A 17,680-nucleotide genomic window follows, 5' to 3' on the forward strand; every position below is an offset into this window, starting at 1 on the left:
GGTCATAGGCGGAAATCCCCCGGGCGGGCCCGGAGGAGGTTTGGTCGGACAGGTGGCGCCGTCAGCGTTTGCGGGTGCGCAGGTCCATCGCGTCGCGCAGACCGTCGCCGATATAGTTGACCGAAAGCACCGTCAGCGCGATCGCCGCGCCCGGCAGGATCACCCGCAGCGGGAACAGTTGGATCTGATCCACCGCATCATAGAGCAGCCGCCCCCATGTCGGAAAGTCCGGCGGGAAGCCGAGCCCGAGGAAGGAGAGCGAGGATTCCGTGATGATCGCCGTCGCGATCCCCAGCGTCGCCGAGACGAGGATCGGGCTGAGCACGTTCGGCAGGATGTGCCGCCGGATCATCGCGCCGGGCCGTGTGCCGATGGAATGGGCCGCAAGGATGAACTCGCGGTTCTTCACCGCCAGCACGTCGCCGCGCACGATGCGGGCCGTGTGCATCCAGCTTGTCAGGCCGATGGCGGTGACCATCAGAAGGAAGATCCCGCTCTCCGGCCCGAAGCTGCGGGACAGAGGCTCCCGGAAGAGCATCACCATCACCAGCAGCAACGGCAGCAGCGGCAGCGCGAGGAACAGGTCCGTCAGGCGCATCAGCGGTCCGTCGAGCCGCGAGAAGAACCCCGCCGCCACGCCGATCAGCGTGCCCAGCGCCAAGGACAGCACCATGGCCGCCATGCCGACCGCAAGCGACACGCGCCCCCCGGCCATCAGGCGGGCCATCAGATCGCGGCCCAACTGATCGGTCCCGAAGGGATGCGCAAGGCTTGGCCCCGCATTGCGCGCCCGGATGTCTACCAGCGTGGGATCGAGCGGCCAGAGCATCGGCCCCAGCGTCACGCCCAGAAGGATGACGGCAAAGACGGCCAGCCCCAGCAGCGCGCCCTTGTGGCTGCGGAACTGGCGCCACACTTCGCGCCGCTGCGATACGGGGCGGATCTCGGGGGTGGTGGCGTCAGTCATAGCGGATCCTCGGGTCGAGCAGGCCATAGAGAATGTCGGCGATCAGGTTCGCCAGCACGATCAGCACGGCGAAGATGAAGGTCAGCGTCTGCACCATCGGAATGTCGTTGGCCTGAATCGCCGTGATCAGCAGTTGGCCGATCCCGTTCACCTTGAACACCTGTTCGGTGATGATGGCACCGCCGAAGATCGACGGCACGCCCAGCGCGATCACCGTGACCACCGGGATCATGGAATTGCGGGCCACATGGCGCATCACCACCGCCCCTTCGCGCAGGCCCTTGGCCCGGGCGGTGCGGACGTAATCCTGCCGCAGGTTGTCCAGCATGGAGGCGCGCATGAACCGGCTGATCTGCGCCGTCGTCTGCAGGGCCAGCACCATCACCGGCATCACCATCTGCCGGATCTGCTGCATCAGCGCGTCCCAGCCATCCACCTGCAGCGTCGTGTCGTAGATCGACGGGAACCACCCCAGATGCACCGAGAAGATGATGATCACCAGCACCCCGGTGAAGAAGGGAGGAACCGAATACCCGACCATGGAGATGAAGGTGCCCGCCTGATCGAAGAGCGAATATTGCCGATAGGCCGAGATGATGCCGATCGGGATCGCGATCAGCACCCCCACGACATAGGCCAGCCCCACCACCCACAGCGTCTGCGGCATCCGCTGGGCGATGATGTCGGCCACCGGTGACCGCGTCTGCCACGACATCACGCGCTGCGCGCCGCCGGCCAGATCGGTGCCCAGCATCACATCGAGGATGTTCAGCGGCTCGACCCAGAAGAACTGTTTGACCCAGAGGAGGTAGCGGATCCACACCGGCTCATCGAGGCCGAGGGCCGCGCGCATGTTCTCGCGCACCTCGGGCGGCAGGGTCAGGGGCATGTTGGCCAAGGGATCGCCGGGCGCGAGATCCAGCAGCAGGAAGATCACGAGGCTGATGAACAGCAGGGTCGGAACCGCCACCAGCAGCCGTCGTATCGTAAAGGTGAGCATCGGCACCTTCCGTCTTGTTCAAAGAAAGAAAAAAGCGCGCCCGAAGGCGCGCCGGCGTCATTCCGTGCGGTACCAGTCCGCGATGTTCCACAGCTGGCTATCCCATGCGTTGATCTCCACCCCGCCGAGGGTGTTGGCCCGGGCCGAGGCCGTGCCGCGATAGATCAGCGGAATGATGACCATCGAATCCTTGGTCAGCATGTCGTTCAGCTGTTGGCCGATGCGGCCACGCTCCTCCGGGTCGGCGGTGCCGCCCAGTTCGGCCACGAGGCGGTCATATTCGGGATCGCAGTAGCGGTTCGTATTCTCCCCCTGCCACGCATTCGCCGGGCTCGGGGCCTTTTCGCAGGTGTACATCGCAAGGTACTGTTCGGGATCGGTACCTGCGAAGTTGTTGGCGTACATCTCCACGTCGGAATAGAATTTCCGCATCGTATCCGGCGATCCGGGGTCGGAGCCGAAGAAGACCGAACCGTCGACGTTCTTCAGTTCCGTCTCCACGCCGATCTCCTGCCACCACTGCTTGATGATGGATTGGAAATCCTGCCGCACGGCATTGGTGGAGGTTTGGAACAGGAGGCTGAGGCGCATGCCGTCCTTGGTGCGCACGCCGTCCGGGCCGGGCGTCCAGCCCGCTTCGTCCAAGAGCGCCTTCGCGCCCTCGATGTCCTGCGTCAGGCAGTCGGTGTTGTCCGAGGCATAGAGCGCCGGGGCCGGTACGAGGTTGCAGGTCGGCTGCCCGGCATCGCCATAGCCGATCTCGGACAGAAGCTCGCGGTCGATCGCCATGGAGAGCGCGCGGCGCACCCGCTCATCGGTCAAGAAGGGGTGGGGATGGTCCGCGGTCGCCCGCTCCCCCTCGGGCAGCGAGGAGGACGGATCGGTCAGGTTGATCTCGATCCGCTCCACGAGGCTGCCGAAGGCCTGAACCGCCTCGCCCTTGCCGCCCGCCATCATCTGCTGCAGCACTTCGGGGGCCAGCTGGGTGTTCCACGCGTAATCGTATTCGCCCGTCTCCAGCACCGACCGCGCCGCCGAGGCCGCATCCCCGCCGCCCTTCAGCGTGACGCTGGCGAAATGCGGCAGTTCGGGATCGCGGTAATTCTCGTTCGCGGAGAGGGAGATCACGTCGTTCGGGCGGAATTCGTCCACCTTGAAAGCGCCGGTGCCGACCGGGTTGAAGTTCTGCTCCGAACAGGTGGGGGCGCGCGTTCCGGTGCAGTCGGCGAACTGGGCCTTTTGCAGGATCGGGGATTCGTAGCTGGCGAAGGCCAGATAGGGATAGGGCTTCGGGCCGGTGAAGGTGATCTTCACCGTGCGGTCATCCAGCGCCTCGATCTTGTCCACGCCCTCGAAGCGGGCCAGCTGCGCGCAGCCGCCTTCGGGGTCCATGCAATAGGCGCCGGTGAAGACCACATCCTCGGCCGTGACGGGGCTGCCATCGTTCCATTTCAGATCCGGCAGCAGCTTGTAGGTGATGGAGGTCAGATCCTCCGACACCCCGCCATTGTCGAGCGTCGGGATCTCCTCGATCAGCCACGGCACCATCTCGCCCTGCGGGTTGAAGCGGATCAGCGGCTCTAGCACCAGGCTGGAGGCTTCGAGATCCTTCGTCCCGTTCGACAAATACGGGTTCATGATCGAGGGGGCTTGGTTATAGATCAGGTTCACATGCCCGCTGTCGCCGCGCGCCGCATGGGCCGCGGGCGCCAGAAGCGCGGTCAGCCCGGCGCTGAGCAGAAGGTGTCCGATTTTCATCCACATCTCCGTTGTTGGTGAAATGACCCTGACGTTCACCCTTCGGCCCGACAGGATCTCGGCGGTGCCGATGGCACCCCCGGACCGAGGTCTGTCGCCTCGTATTTTCTCAGCATCGACCCCTTAACATTCAGATTGCAAGTGTTTTTTTGAAAGCGACGTTGCCTGTTATTTGGGCTTTTGGCGAACGGATCGGGGGTTTGACTTTGCGAGGAAGCTGGCGCAGCGTTGGGGCGAAACGTCGCGCCAGACGACGCCTTTCCCGACAGGAAGAACCGATCATGCTGGACATATCGCCCGATTCCCCCACCCCCGACGATGCCCCCCTCGTCCGCGTACGGAACCTGCGCGTCGCGTTCGAAACCAATGACGGGCCCGTCCTTGGCGTCGAGGATGTCAGCTTCGACATCGCCGCCGGGGAATGCGTCTGCATCGTCGGCGAATCCGGGTCCGGCAAGTCGGTCTCCTCCCTCTCGTTGATGCGGCTGGTGGAGTTCGGGGGCGGCGAGATCGCCTCCGGCAGCCTCGAATTCCGGCACAAGGGGGGCACGATCGATCTCGCCAAGGCCGATCCCTCCACGATGCGGGCGATCCGTGGCAACGATATCGGGATGATCTTTCAGGAACCGATGACGAGCCTGAACCCCGTCTTCACCATCGGGCGGCAACTGACCGAAGGGCTGCGCCTGCATCGCAGCCTCTCCTCCTCGGAGGCGCGGGAACGGGCGCTGGATCTGCTGCGCATGGTGCGCATCAACGAACCCGAACGGCGGATCGACCAGTATCCGCACGAATTGTCGGGCGGGATGCGCCAACGGGTCGTGATCGCGATGGCCATGGCCTGCGAGCCGAAGCTGCTGATCTGCGATGAGCCGACGACCGCACTGGATGTAACGATTCAGGCGGAGATCCTTGCCCTGATCGACCGGCTGAAACGCGAAAAGGGCATGGCGGTGATGTTCATCACCCATGACATGTCGGTCGTGGCCCAATTGGCCGACCGCGTGGTGGTGATGTTCCGCGGCAACAAGGTGGAGGAAGGGCCGGTCGCACAGATCTTCGCCGCGCCCCGCCACCCCTATACCCGCGCCCTTCTGGCCGCCGTCCCCCGATTGGGCGAGATGGAGGGCAAGGATGCCCCCGAACCCATGCGCCTTCTGTCGCGCAGCGGCGAGGTGCTGCCCGCTCCCGTCCATGCCCCCCGCCCCGAGGGCGAGGTGCTGCTGGATGTGCGCCACCTGTCCACCCGGTTCCCGGTGAAGGGCGGGCTTCTGCGCCGAACCGTCGCCCAAGTGCACGCGGTGGAGGATGTGTCCTTCCAGATCCGCGCGGGGCAGACGTTGTCGCTGGTCGGGGAATCGGGCTGCGGCAAATCCACCTGCGGACGGTCGATCATGCGGCTGGTGGAACCCAGCGCCGGTCAGGTCTGGCTGGAGGGGCGCAACATCCTCGAACCCCTGTCGCGCGGCGATCAGCATCGGATGCGCCGCGACATGCAGATGGTGTTCCAAGACCCCTATGCCAGCCTGAACCCGACGATGCGCCTCTTCGATCAGGTCGCCGAGCCGATGCGCAATTACGACATCGCCCGCGGGCGGGAGTTGGAGGACCGCGTGGCGACGCTGTTCGACCGGGTGGAACTGCCCCGCGCCTTCATGCGCCGCTATCCGCACGAGCTTTCGGGCGGGCAGCGTCAGCGCATCGCGATCGCCCGCGCCCTCGCGCTCGGCCCGAAGCTGGTGATCGCGGACGAAGCGGTGTCGGCGCTCGATGTGTCGGTGCAGGCGCAGGTCCTGAACCTGATGATGGAGCTTCAGGCCGAACTCGGTCTGTCCTTCCTGTTCATCAGTCACGACATGGCGGTGGTGGAACGCGTCAGCCACCATGTCGGCGTGATGTATATGGGCCGGATCGTGGAGATAGGCCCCCGCGCCGAGGTGTTCGGCAATCCCGGCCATGCCTATACCCGCGCGCTTCTGTCGGCGGTGCCCAAGGCCGATCCCGGTCAGCGCCCGCCCCCGCGCGAGGTGTCCTACACCCCCATCCCCTCGCCTATTTTCCCGGTGGGACATGATGTAACGGCCTCGGCCTATGATACCATCGGTCCCGGCCACCTCGTGCTCAAGGACTGAACATGCCTGCCGAAACGACCCCCCGCGCCCTTCTGGAAACTCTGGTCGCCTTTCCCACCGTCAGCCGCGACACCAACCTGCCGCTGATCGACTGGGTTCAGGACTACCTCGAAGGCTGGGGCGCGGATTGCGTGCGCCTCCCCTCCCCCTGCGGGACGAAGGCCAATCTCCATGCCCATATCGGCCCAAAGGTCGATGGCGGTACGGTGCTTTCGGGCCATACCGATGTGGTGCCTGTGGATGGGCAGGACTGGACCAGCGATCCCTTCACCCTGACGGAACGGAACGGGCGCCTCTATGGTCGCGGCGCGGCGGATATGAAGGGCTTCGTGGCGCTGGCGCTTGCGGCGGTGCCCCTTGCGGCGCGGTCGGACCTGAAACGGCCGCTACAACTCGCCCTCAGCTTCGACGAGGAGGTGGGCTGCACCGGCTGCGTGCCGATGGTGGAGAGCATGGCCCGCGATCTGCCCCGCGCCGCCGTCGTGATCGTCGGCGAGCCGACGATGATGAAGGTCGTGACCGGCCACAAGGGCAGCCGCTCCTTCGACACGCGCATCGTCGGCGTTCCGGTCCATTCCTCGCTACAGCATCTGGGGGTTTCGGCGGTTCATGAGGCGGGCCGCCTGCTGGCATGGCTGAACGAGACGAACGACGCGCTGATGGCCGCCGAGCCGACGCCCACCGCCGCCCTGTTCGAGCCGCCCTTCACCACCATCAGCGTCGGCCGCATCGAAGGCGGCGAGGCCCATAACATCACCGCCGGCGAATGCCGGTTCAAACTGGGGATGCGGGTCGTCGCCGATGAAAGGCTGGACGATTGGGCGGACCGCTACCGCGCCGAGGTGGCGCGGGTGGAGGCGCGGATGAAGACCGTCGATCCGCGCGCCCGGATCGAGGTGAGCGACAGCTTTACCGTCCCCCCGCTCGTGCCCGAAACGGACGGAGCGGCCGAAACGCTGGCCCGCGCGCTGACGGGCGACAATTCGACCAATGTCGTCAGCTATGGCACCGAGGCGGGGCATTTTCAGGCCAATGGCTATTCCACCGTCGTCTGCGGGCCCGGCGACATCGCCCAAGCCCATATTCCCGACGAATACATCGAAATATCGCAACTGGATGCGGGATGGACGTTCATGCAGCGCATCGTCTCCCGCCTGACCGAGTGAGGACCCCCCATGCCCGTGAAGAACCGCCTTGCCGAGATGGTGCCCGAGATCACCGCGTGGCGCCGTGATTTCCACGCCCATCCCGAACTGAAATACGAGGAGCATCGCACCGCCGCGCGCGTGGCCGAACTGCTGCGCAGCTTCGGCGTCGACGAGGTGCATGAGGGCATCGGCCGCACCGGCGTCGTCGGCGTGATCCGCGGCCGTCCGGGGGATCGGGTGATCGGCCTGCGCGCGGATATGGATGCGCTGCCCATCCTGGAGAAGACCGGCAAGCCCCATGCCTCCACCATACCCGGCGTGATGCATGCCTGCGGCCATGACGGGCATACGGCCATGCTGCTGGGCGCGGCGAAATACCTTGCCGAAACGCGGGCCTTCAACGGCACGGCGGTGATGGTCTTCCAACCGGCCGAAGAAGGCGGCGGCGGCGCGAAGGCGATGATCGACGACGGCCTCTTCGCCCGCTGGGGCATTCAGGAGATGTACGGCCTGCATACGCGCCCGGGTCTGCCGCTCGGCTCTTATGCCACGCGGACGGGGCCGCTTCTGGCGGCGGCGGATACGTTCCGCATCTTCGTCACGGGCAAAGGCGGCCATGCCGCACGGCCGCATGAATGCGTGGATCCGATGCTGGCGGCGGCGCAGATCGTCGTCGCGCTTCAGGGCATCGTGGCGCGCAATGTGAACCCGCTCCGCGCAGCCGTGCTGTCGGTCTGCACCTGCCAGACGGACAGCCCCGCCACGAACGTGATCCCCCAGCAGGTCATGCTGGGCGGTACGGTCCGCACCATGGATCCGGCCCTGCGCGATGTGATGCAGACCCGCCTGACGAGCATCGCGACCTCCGTGGCCGAGGCCCTCGGCGCCACGGCCGAGGTCGTCTATGAGCGCGGCTATCCCGTAACCGTGAACGACGCCTTCGCGGTGGAACATGCGGTCGACGTCGCCGCCGCCATCGCCGGCCCCGATGCCGTCAATGCCCAGATGGAGCCGATGATGGGCGCGGAGGATTTTTCCTATTACGGAGAACAGGTTCCGGCCGCCTTCATCTTCCTTGGCAATGGCGATTCCGCAGGCGTGCATTCGGCCGAGTTCGACTTCGACGATGACGCCATCGCCTATGGTTCGGGCTGGCTCGTCGGGATGGTGGAGGCGCGCGCCGCCTGATGGATCGACGCCGGGTGAACCGCATGGCATGTTCCGCGTTGATCCGCAGGTTCACCAACCGGAGTCCATCATGACCCAGACCACACGCATCGTCCTTGCCAACCGCCCGAAAGGACGCCCGCAGCCCACGGACTTCCGCACCGAAACGGCCGAACTGCCCGAACTTCAGGATGGGCAGGTCCTTCTGGAAACGCTGTATCTGTCGCTCGATCCCTATATGCGCGGGCGGATGAGCGCGGCGAAATCCTATGCCGACCCCGTAGAGATCGGGGCCGTGATGGTCGGCGGAACGGTGGCCCGCGTCGCCCAATCGCGCAATGCCGATTGGAACGAGGGCGACATCGTGGCCTGCGGCAATGGCTGGCAGACGCATGCCATCTCTTCCGGCGCGGGGCTGCGGCGGGTCGATCCCGATGTAGCGCCCCCCTCCACGGCGCTGCATGTGCTGGGAATGACCGGCTTCACCGCATGGGCCGGGCTGGGCAATATCGGCAAACCGGCCAAGGGCGAGACGGTGGCCGTCGCCGCAGCCAGCGGGCCCGTCGGCTCCATGGTGGGGCAGATCGCAAAGCTGCGCGGCGCGCGTGCGGTCGGCATCGCCGGCGGGGCGGAGAAATGCGCCTATCTCGTGAACGAGCTGGGCTTCGACGCCGCCGTCGATCACCGGGCCGAGGATTTCCCCCAGCGTCTGGCCGAAGCCTGCCCGGACGGCATCGACGTCTATTTCGAAAACGTCGGCGGGCCGGTTTGGGATGCGGTTCTGCCGCTGCTCAACCTCTATGCCCGCGTTCCGGTCTGCGGCATCGTCGCCCATTACAACGATCATGGCGAAACCACCGGCCCCGACCGCTTGCCCGGCACCATGGGCGCGATCCTGTCCCGCAGCCTGACCCTGCGCGGCTTCATCATGAGCGAGTTCATGGAGGCGCAGATGGGCGACTTCCTGACCGAAGCCTCCGCATGGGTGGCAGAGGGCAAGCTGCACTGGCGCGAGGATATGGTGGACGGCCTCGACGCCGCTCCCGAGGCCTTCATCGGCATGCTGGAGGGCAAGAACTTCGGCAAGCTGATCGTCAAGGTGGCGGACCTCTAAGCACCGACGCGGAAACAGGCATCCCATTGGAAAATGCCCAAACGGGCGGCGTTCGGCGCCGCCCGTTTTGCATCCTGCCCCCGCCCCCTTCCCTTTGCCGCCCCGCCCCGGCGATCATGGCCCTCACCGCCGCACGGGGGAGAGGGACATGCCGAGCTTCAGCGCCGTTGCCGGGGGGGAGCGGTTTCGTTTTCCAAGCCTCGCCGCCCTTCTGGCTGCGGCCACGCCCGAACGGTCGGGGGATCAACTGGCAGGCATCGCCGCCCAGTCGCCCGTCGAACGTGTGGCCGCCCGCTACGCCCTTGCCGATCTGCCGCTGACGGCGTTCCTGAGCGATCTCGTCATCCCCTACGAGGCGGACGAGGTGAGCCGCCTCATCAGCGATGGCCATGACGACGCGGCCTTTGCCCCCCTGCGCGCGCTGACGGTGGGCGGGCTGCGCGACTGGCTTCTGGCGGCCGATACGCCCGCCCTCTGCGCCGCCGCGCCGGGACTGACGCCCGAGATGGTCGCCGCCGTGTCCAAGCTGATGCGCAATCAGGATCTGATCCGCGTGGCCCGCAAATGCGAGGTCGTCACGCGCTTTCGCAACACCATCGGCCTGCGTGGACACCTGTCCAGCCGCTTGCAGCCGAACCATCCGGCGGACGATCTGCGCGGCATCGCGGTGGCGGTGCTGGACGGGCTGCTTCAGGGATCGGGCGATGCGGTCATCGGCATCAACCCGGCGACCGACAGCATCGCCAATTGCACCCGCATCCTTCAGGCGCTGGACGATCTGCGCCAGACCTTCGACATGCCGACCCAAAGCTGCGTCCTGACCCATGTGACGAACGCCCTGCGCATCATGGAGGATGGCGGGCCGGTCGATCTGGTGTTCCAGTCCATCGCCGGGACCGAAGGGGCCAATGCGGGCTTCGGCATCACGCTGGCGGTCCTTGCCGAGGCGGCGGATGCGGCCCGCAGCCTTGGGCGCGGCACGGTCGGTCAGAACGCCATGTATTTCGAAACGGGCCAAGGCGCTGCGCTGTCGGCCAATGCGCATCACGGCGTCGATCAGCAAACTTTGGAGGTGCGGGCCTACGGCGTCGCGCGGGCCTATGCCCCGCTTTTGGTGAACACGGTCGTGGGGTTCATCGGCCCGGAATACCTCTATGATGGCAAGCAGATCATCCGCGCCGCGCTGGAGGATCACTGCTGCGGCAAGCTGCTGGGCCTGCCGATGGGGGTCGATGTCTGCTACACCAACCATGTGGAGGCCGATCAGGACGACATGGATACCTTGATGACGGTGCTGGCGGCGGGCGGGGTCAATTTCGTCATCACCGTGCCGGGGGCCGATGATGTGATGCTGTCCTATCAGTCGCTCGCCTTCGAGGATATCGGCTATCTGCGCGAGGTGACGGGCCTTGCCCCCGCCCCGGAATTCGCGGCATGGCTGGACCGCATGGCCCTTGGCGGGCATTCGCGCGCCTTGCCGGATCTGGCGGGGATGGCCCGGCGCATGGGGTTTGCGGCATGACGGACTTGCCCGCACGGCTCGGCGCGCTGACACCGGCGCGGGTGCGGCTCGATCCGCGTGGGGGGCCGACGCCCCTGCCCGCCGTTCTGGATTTTCAGGAAAGCCATGCGCGGGCGCGGGCCGCGATCCATGGCCGTGTGGATTGGACTGCGGTGGAAACCGCGCTTGGCGCGCCCGGCTTGCGGCTGCACAGCCGCGCCGCAACCCGCGCCGAATACCTGCGCCGCCCCGATTTCGGCCGATTGCTCGCCCCCGAGGCGGAGGAGGCGATCCCCCACACCCCTTGCGATCTGGCGATCGTCATCGCCGATGGTCTGTCCGCCTCGGCGGTCAACACCCATGCGGCGGCGCTCTGCCGGGGCCTGATGGCGGCGCTGCCAGACCTGCGCCTTGGCCCCGTGGCGCTGGTGGAACAGGGGCGCGTCGCCATCGGGGACGAGGTTGCCTTTCGCATGGGCGCGGCTTTCTGCGTCATGCTGATCGGAGAGCGTCCGGGCCTCAGCGTATCGGACAGCCTTGGCGCCTATCTGACGCTGAACCCCCGCCCCGGCACGCCGGACAGCTTGCGCAACTGCGTCTCCAACATCCACGGGCGGGGCGGGCTGTCGATCGAGGCGGCGGTGTCCAAGATCGCTTGGCTGATCCGCGAGGGACGGCGGATCCGCGCGACCGGTGTCCGGCTGAAGGATGACAGCCCGGACCCCCTGCCCAGCCTCAGCCGTTGAGCGCGTTGAACACCTGCGCGAAACGCCCCTCGGCCTCGGCCCGGCGCAGCATCAGCACGCGGGAGACGAGGATCTCGTCCGGGACATCGCTGCGCATCATCTGCTCCACCACTTCGGCGGTGAAATCCGCAAGCGGCATCGCGGTGTCGGCCTGCGACTGGCCGGGCGTCAATTCGGTCGCGACCTGCGGCGGCGCGATTTCATGCACCGCGACGGAGGTATCGCGCAGCTGGTACCGCAGCGATTGCGTCCACGAATGGATCGCGGCTTTCGTCGCGCAATAGACCGGATGGCCCGTCTTCGGCACGAAGGCCAACCCGGAGGACACGGTGATCAACGCCGCCTTCGGACGCCGCCGCAGATGCGGCAGCAGTGCCGCCGCAAGCCGGATCGGCGCCAGAAGGTTGGTGGCGATTTCGCGCTCTGCCACGTCGGTGGAGACGGGATCGGTGGTGTAATCCTCGGCCTCCATGATCCCGGCATTCAGGATCACGGTATCGACATCCGGATGTTCCGCCAGAAGGCGCTTCGAAAAGGCCGCCAGCGCCGCATCATCCAGAACGTCCAGCGCAAGCCCCGCCATCTCTGGATTGCCGTCCAGCGTATCCTTCAGCGAATCCGGCTTGCGCCCGGTGATGATGATGCGGTTGCCCTTGGCCTGCAACGCCTCGGCCAAGGCCCGCCCGATGCCCGAATTGCCGCCGGTGATGAGGATCGTGCGATCAGTGAACGCCATATGCGAAGTCCTTTCCTGCATGATCCCCAAGATGGCACGCGGCCCGCCCCCCGGAAAGGCGGCTCCGCAAAACGTGTGGCGTTACTCGGTGAACTTCCGCGGAAGGAGCGTATCGTCCGAGATGAGCGCGCGAAACTCGTCCATATACCGCTGCGCCTGAAGGATCTGCCGCGAGGCCTTCGTATCGCCGGCGACCTTGCGAAGCTCGGCCCGGACGACGGCGATCTCGTCCACGCCCTTCTTCACCAGCGCCCGCATCTCATCGTGGCGCCGCTTGGCCTTGATGCTTTCCAGAACGCTCCACGCATTGCCCTCGCGGATCATGCAGACTGTCGGCCAGATCGACTTGGCAAGGAAATACTCGGCCACGGCCCCGTTCCACAGATCGTCCGGAATGTCCCGAAGCGCCGTGTGGCCGGTCTGGAAATAGGCCCAGAGGGCTTCGACATGCATCCGTTCCAGATGCCATGTCATGTTGTTGATCAGCCAGCGGCAGGCCATTTCGCGCAGGACATCATCCTGCGGCGCGATGCTGGCGAAGATCGACTGGAAATGGACGAAGAAGGCCTGAAGCTCATAACCCTTGGAGGTCATGGTCTGGCCCGGGCGGTTCACCCGGTGATAGCAGATGACCCGGTTCGTGAAATGGATACGGCTCGCAGCGCGGCAGACATCCCAGTGAAAGGGATTGTCCTCGAAGAAGAAATCGCCCTCGGGGAAACGCAGCTTGTGCTTGACGAGCAGATCGCGGCGGTAGAATTTGCGCCACGGCACCGCGATCATATCGAGCGCGCGGACCCGCGCGCCCTCGGCGTCCAGACGTGCCCCGATGCTGGCCCATTTGTGATGATCGGCGGGGGATTTCTGCTCTTGGCGGATCTCGTCCCACTCACGGTAATTGGCGAGGGAGATGTCGGCATCCGAGGCTTCGAATTCGCGCAGCGCAACCTCGAACCCCGCCGGATCGAGATAGTCGTCCCCATCGACGAAGAAGACGATGTCGCGCGTGGAAAGATCCATGCCGATATTGCCGCCGATCCCGACGCCGCCGAAGGTGTTGACACCAAGGAAGGCGGTCGTCACCTCCACGCCCTTTGCCTCGAGGTCGGGAAGAAGTGCGGTGATTGTCTCCACGGTGTCGTCGGTCGATCCGTCATCGACGATGACGACCTGATCACCGGGCCGAACGCAGGCCGCAACCGATGCAAGGCACTGCCGGACATAGGTTTCGATGTTGAACGTCGTGATGATAAAGGAAACGGCCATCACACCCCACCCGATATGATCTTGTTGATCCGTCCCACGAGGTCGGGATTGCGATAGGCCGTCAGGACGAGCTGGCGTTCCGAAAAGTTCTCCATGAAGAATTTCTTCGTCAGCCGGTGGAGGCGACTGTGATATTCAGGGTCGATGTTGTTCCATGCCCAGCCCGCCAGCTTGTAGCAGAAACCGAGGAACGGCTCGATATAAACGGTGGATTCGGGCGTATTGCGCAGACGTTCCATCGTAGCTTCCAGCGCGTCGAACAGTTGCAGCCGCTCGGCGCCCTTTCGGTTCGTCAGCCGGCTGCCGTCCTCGGCCACATAATGGACCGCCCCCATCATCGACGAACAAAGGATCGTGTCCGCTGCAATGAAGCTCGTCCAATGAAGTTCGATGTCATTATGCACCGGGATTTCGGTGCAGCGGATGTTCATCGAGGTCAGGAAATGCTTCCGATAGACCTTGTTCCACGGATATGCGGACAGCTTCGCCAACTCGGCGCTCTCGCGCGCGTTGAGGCGGCGGACATCTGGGGTGGCATTCGCGGCCGCCCAAAGCTTCTCTTCGGTATCGAAGGTGCCCTCGCGGCCGATGATGCGGCTGTCGTGGTGACGGAAGATGCAGAAATCGAAATGCTTTCCTTCGAGTTGCTGAAGGATCGTCTTGATGTCCGGTTTCAGCATGTCGTCGGAATCGGCGAACAGCACGAACCGCTGCGTCGCCGCCCCGATGCCGATATTGCGCATGGCACCGGCCCCCAGCTGCTGCGGGGATCGGATGTAATGCAGCGATGTCGTGGACGAACCGGTGATGCCCAGCGCGTCGGGCGAATGATCGCTGTCCGACGCATCGTCGCAGATGATGATCTCACGCGCGATCTGCAGCTCGACCGCCTGACGCACGATCCGTTGCAGGCCCTGGGGGTCGTTCCAGACGGGGATGATGATGGAAAGTGGCAACACCTGTCACACCATCATACGATGAAGACGCGGATGTCCGAAATCTCGACCGACGTGTCGTTCGGCGGGAGGAAGAGGATCAGTTCCCGCTTCAGCCGGTCGCGCGTGAAGATCGGCGACACCTTGTCGAGGCGGAGCACGTCGAGATGGGTGCTGTCCTCCTGATAGGACACGACGTTCTTCAAGAAGAACTCATCTTGGAACTGACCGTCGACATAGGTGCGCAGGCAGATGCGGAAGGTCGCCGCGGCCGGGGCGCTGGAGCGCAGGACGACGCCCACGAGGACATTGTCGGTCAGTTCGACCTCGCCCAGCGAGACGTGCATGGCGATCCATTTCGGCGTCGCGCCGCCCGCATTGCGGTATTCGACGCCGATGACTTTTCCGCCGCCGATTTCGTAGCGCCCTTCCAGTTTCGCCGCCGGATCGATGGAGACGAATACACCCGGAGTAATGTCCTTGTCGCCGAACATCTCACCGCTTTCGGTCTTCGACTTCATGACCTCAACGGTATGATTGAACTGGGAATCGCTGTTCAAATTGATGTTGTGAGCCAAGCTTTTCTCCATTGAGCGATCACGGCGACGATGAGCAAACATCGGTTAACCTTCAGAGGGTTCATTGCTAGTGGCCCCCGCGCCGATGTGCAAGCGCGATGGGGAGGGCGTCGCCCCCCACTGATACACTCCGTTATCCTGACAGTAACATGACAGGCGCACGATGTCCGCAGTTCGGTCGTCGCGCATCAGCATCCGCCGCTCGGCCGCGTCCAGCCGGGCGAGGATCGTGGCAAGATCCCCGCCCGTTTCGCGGTGCAGGCGGTCCCACAGGCGGCGGACGGACTGTGCGCTCCATGGCAGGGCGGCGGCGGCGATCCAGCGGCGCGCTTCGGGGGGAAGCCGGTCGAACTGATCCATGGGCCGGACGCGCGCCCTGCGCCGCAGGGATGTGCCGAGGTTACGAGGCACGGCGCTGCCCCCATTGCGGGAACGGATCGCGCAGCCCTTTCCACAGGTGGGGTTCGTAATCGGGCGCGTTCAGAAGCGCTGCGTCAAGCTTTGCGGTCAACGCCTCCCGGTCCATGTTCGCGCCGATGAAGACCAGTTCCTGCCGCCGGTCGCCCCACGGCTCCTGCCAGACCTGCGCCACTTCGGCCAAGGCGTCGGGATGCGTGGGCCAGCGGTCTTTGGGAACGGACGCCCACCATCCGCCCAGCGGCTTCACCGTCGACATCGCGCCGGCAAGGCTGAACTCCGCCGCCCAATTCGGACGGGTCGCGATCCAGAAATGCCCCTTGGCGCGGATCACGCCCGGCAGATCCCCCTCCAGCACCAAGTGGATCGCCAGCGGATCGAACGGCCGACGCGCGCGATAGACGAAGGACGTGATGCCGTATTCCTCCGTTTCCGGGACATGATGCGCAAAGCCGTAGAGCTCCTTCGCCCAGAGCGGATGCTCATGCGCCTTGTCGATATCGAAAAGGCCGGTGTCGAAGATCGCATCCGGATCGACGCGGCTGAAATCCGTCTCGATGATGCGGGCGTCGGGGTTCAGCGCGCGGATGATCTTGCGGGCCTTGTCCAAGCGGTCCGGGCCTGCCTCCGTCACCTTGTTCAGGATAATGACATCGGCAAACTCCATCTGATCGGTCAGAAGGTTCACCAGCGTCCGCTCATCCCCCTCGCCCAGCGACTGGCCGCGATCGGCGATGACATCGTGGCTGGAGAAATCGGCGATGAGGTTCACCGCATCCACCACCGTCACCATCGTATCGAGGCGCGCGACATCGGACAGGCTCTCCCCCTCGGCATCGCGGAAATCGAAGGTGGCAGCCACGGGAAGCGGCTCGGCGATGCCGGTGCTTTCGATCAGCAGATAGTCGAAACGCCCCTCCTCGGCGAGGCGCCGCACCTCCAGCAGCAGATCGTCGCGCAGCGTGCAGCAGATGCAGCCATTGGTCATCTCCACCAGCTTTTCCTCGGATCGGGACAGTTCCGCCCCACCGCGTACAAGGTCGGCATCGATGTTCACTTCGGACATGTCGTTCACGATCACCGCCACCCGCCGCCCGGCGCGATTGTTCAGAACGTGGTTCAGCAGCGTCGTCTTGCCGGCCCCGAGGAACCCGGACAGCACCGTGACCGGAAGGCGCGTATCGTTGGAAAGCTGGCTCATGGATGGGCGCTCCGCTTACGTAATGTTATTACGTTTCATTATTCGGAGCTGCGAAGGCCCGCAATGGGCAAAATGATGCACCCTACGATGCTCATTCAACGGGGGCCCTGTTTCGGGGCCATATCATCATCGGTAAGGATCGTCGAAGAGTGCCCGAGCACCCCAGCGGGTGTCAGGCGATGCCGGCCCAGATCTTTTGAAGCTCCGGCCAATGCCGGCTTCCGCCCTGCCGCATGCCTTCGGCGGCGGCCGGATCGGTGAAGGCGGTCACGGCCACATCGTAGCTCGGCCGCGCGCGCATCGCCTGAAGCCACGTCCCGACCTTCGGATATTCCGCAGTCCACAGCCGCTCGAAGCCCAGCCGTTCCAGGCGGTCGATATAGGCGACGATGGCGACATCGGCCTTGGAGAACTCGGCCCCCAGAAGCCATTCCCCGGTCAGCAGCGCCTTCTGCATATCCGCAAACGTCCGCCGCAGGGTTTGAAGCGCATGGGTCACATGCGGCGAGGCAAGGCCCCCTTGGATCAGCGAGCGCCGCTTTTCCTGCTCCAGAAGATCGGGCATCTGGCTGATGTGATGCTCGATCTCCTCGGCCGTCTGCGTGGCCCGCATCTTGTCACGCGCCGCCGTGGCGAAGCTGAGGGCGTTGATGGCCGAATGCACGCCCAAGGTCCGCAAGAGCCAGTGCGAGGCTGCAACCTCGGCTGCCGGATCGGACGGGGACAGCGCCCGCCCGCCCTTCTCGCGGTCCAGATATTCGATGATCAGACTCGACTCGACGACGATCAGATCGCCATCGACCAAGGTCGGCACGACGGCCTCGGGGTTCAGCGCCAAATAGTCCGGCCGGAACTGATCGCCCTTTCCAAGGTCGAGCAGCTTGCTCGTATAAGGGACGTTCAACTCCGCGAACGCCAGACGCACCTTCTGAGAGCAGACCGTGGCCGATCCATGATAGAGTTCCATCGGGCAGTCTCCTCATATTCCGGGCCGAAGGTCCGTAGGCGCCCGGG

16 protein-coding genes are annotated in these 17,680 nt (G+C 65.1%); 6 read left to right on the top strand and 10 right to left on the bottom strand.

Going from position 1 to position 17,680, the window contains the following annotated elements:
* Window positions 1–61 precede the first annotated feature (61 nt).
* Genes GR316_RS05065 through GR316_RS05075 form a run of 3 tightly spaced genes read right to left on the bottom strand, consistent with a single transcriptional unit; the run spans window position 62 to window position 3,725 of the window.
* Window positions 62–967 carry an ABC transporter permease gene (locus GR316_RS05065; protein ID WP_211784942.1) on the bottom strand — a complete coding sequence of 302 codons (906 nt, stop codon included), beginning with the start codon at window positions 965–967 and terminating at the stop codon, window positions 62–64.
* Window positions 960–1,967 carry an ABC transporter permease gene (locus GR316_RS05070; RefSeq protein WP_211784943.1) on the bottom strand — a complete coding sequence of 336 codons (1,008 nt, stop codon included), beginning with the start codon at window positions 1,965–1,967 and terminating at the stop codon, window positions 960–962. The genes GR316_RS05065 and GR316_RS05070 overlap by 8 nt, the downstream gene beginning before the upstream one ends.
* A 57-nt stretch (window positions 1,968–2,024) precedes the next feature.
* The gene (locus GR316_RS05075; RefSeq protein ID WP_211784944.1) at window positions 2,025–3,725 is read right to left on the bottom strand and encodes a peptide ABC transporter substrate-binding protein; all 1,701 of its coding nucleotides are present in this window, start codon (window positions 3,723–3,725) and stop codon (window positions 2,025–2,027) included.
* A gap of 281 nt (window positions 3,726–4,006) precedes the next feature.
* Between GR316_RS05075 and GR316_RS05080 the strand changes: the two genes are divergently transcribed.
* From GR316_RS05080 to eutC, 6 genes are all read left to right on the top strand, one after another.
* Window positions 4,007–5,857 (top strand): ABC transporter ATP-binding protein, encoded by a 1,851-nt coding sequence (locus tag GR316_RS05080; protein ID WP_211784945.1) that lies wholly within the window; start codon window positions 4,007–4,009, stop codon window positions 5,855–5,857.
* A 2-nt stretch (window positions 5,858–5,859) separates the two neighbouring features.
* Complete coding sequence (gene argE, locus GR316_RS05085; RefSeq protein ID WP_211784946.1) at window positions 5,860–7,023, top strand: acetylornithine deacetylase; 1,164 nt, start codon at window positions 5,860–5,862, stop codon at window positions 7,021–7,023.
* 9 nt (window positions 7,024–7,032) lie between these two features.
* The gene (locus GR316_RS05090; protein ID WP_211784947.1) at window positions 7,033–8,193 is read left to right on the top strand and encodes a M20 aminoacylase family protein; all 1,161 of its coding nucleotides are present in this window, start codon (window positions 7,033–7,035) and stop codon (window positions 8,191–8,193) included.
* Window positions 8,194–8,263: 70 nt separating this feature from the next.
* Complete coding sequence (locus GR316_RS05095) at window positions 8,264–9,286, top strand: NADP-dependent oxidoreductase (protein ID WP_211784948.1); 1,023 nt, start codon at window positions 8,264–8,266, stop codon at window positions 9,284–9,286.
* Between the two features lie 148 nt (window positions 9,287–9,434).
* Window positions 9,435–10,808, top strand: a complete 1,374-nt coding sequence (locus GR316_RS05100; protein ID WP_211784949.1) for an ethanolamine ammonia-lyase subunit EutB — start codon at window positions 9,435–9,437, stop codon at window positions 10,806–10,808.
* Complete coding sequence (eutC, locus tag GR316_RS05105; protein ID WP_211784950.1) at window positions 10,805–11,533, top strand: ethanolamine ammonia-lyase subunit EutC; 729 nt, start codon at window positions 10,805–10,807, stop codon at window positions 11,531–11,533. Before GR316_RS05100 ends, eutC begins: the two co-directional genes overlap by 4 nt.
* On the opposite strand, the gene GR316_RS05110 is transcribed toward eutC, so the two are convergent.
* The 7 genes from GR316_RS05110 to GR316_RS05140 form a co-directional block, all read right to left on the bottom strand.
* Window positions 11,523–12,269 (bottom strand): SDR family oxidoreductase, encoded by a 747-nt coding sequence (locus tag GR316_RS05110; protein WP_211784951.1) that lies wholly within the window; start codon window positions 12,267–12,269, stop codon window positions 11,523–11,525. The two genes, eutC and GR316_RS05110, sit on opposite strands and share 11 nt — an antisense overlap.
* Window positions 12,270–12,350: 81 nt before the next feature.
* Window positions 12,351–13,535 carry a glycosyltransferase family 2 protein gene (locus GR316_RS05115; RefSeq protein ID WP_211784952.1) on the bottom strand — a complete coding sequence of 395 codons (1,185 nt, stop codon included), beginning with the start codon at window positions 13,533–13,535 and terminating at the stop codon, window positions 12,351–12,353.
* The gene (locus GR316_RS05120; protein ID WP_211784953.1) at window positions 13,535–14,494 is read right to left on the bottom strand and encodes a glycosyltransferase family 2 protein; all 960 of its coding nucleotides are present in this window, start codon (window positions 14,492–14,494) and stop codon (window positions 13,535–13,537) included. The genes GR316_RS05115 and GR316_RS05120 overlap by 1 nt, the downstream gene beginning before the upstream one ends.
* Window positions 14,495–14,505: 11 nt before the next feature.
* Window positions 14,506–14,991 carry a hypothetical protein gene (locus GR316_RS05125; RefSeq protein WP_211784954.1) on the bottom strand — a complete coding sequence of 162 codons (486 nt, stop codon included), beginning with the start codon at window positions 14,989–14,991 and terminating at the stop codon, window positions 14,506–14,508.
* A gap of 102 nt (window positions 14,992–15,093) precedes the next feature.
* Entirely contained in the window at window positions 15,094–15,408 is a 315-nt protein-coding gene (locus tag GR316_RS13900) for a DUF6525 family protein (protein ID WP_313796912.1), read from the bottom strand.
* A gap of 40 nt (window positions 15,409–15,448) precedes the next feature.
* Entirely contained in the window at window positions 15,449–16,666 is a 1,218-nt protein-coding gene (locus GR316_RS05135; protein WP_211784955.1) for a GTP-binding protein, read from the bottom strand.
* A 172-nt stretch (window positions 16,667–16,838) separates the two neighbouring features.
* Window positions 16,839–17,633: a glutathione S-transferase family protein gene (locus GR316_RS05140; protein WP_211784956.1), complete on the bottom strand. Its 795-nt coding sequence runs from the start codon at window positions 17,631–17,633 to the stop codon at window positions 16,839–16,841.
* Between the last annotated feature and the right edge of the window lie 47 nt (window positions 17,634–17,680).

It is taken from the genome of Falsirhodobacter algicola, from assembly GCF_018279165.1.
In the GTDB taxonomy this organism is placed as follows: domain Bacteria; phylum Pseudomonadota; class Alphaproteobacteria; order Rhodobacterales; family Rhodobacteraceae; genus Falsirhodobacter; species Falsirhodobacter algicola.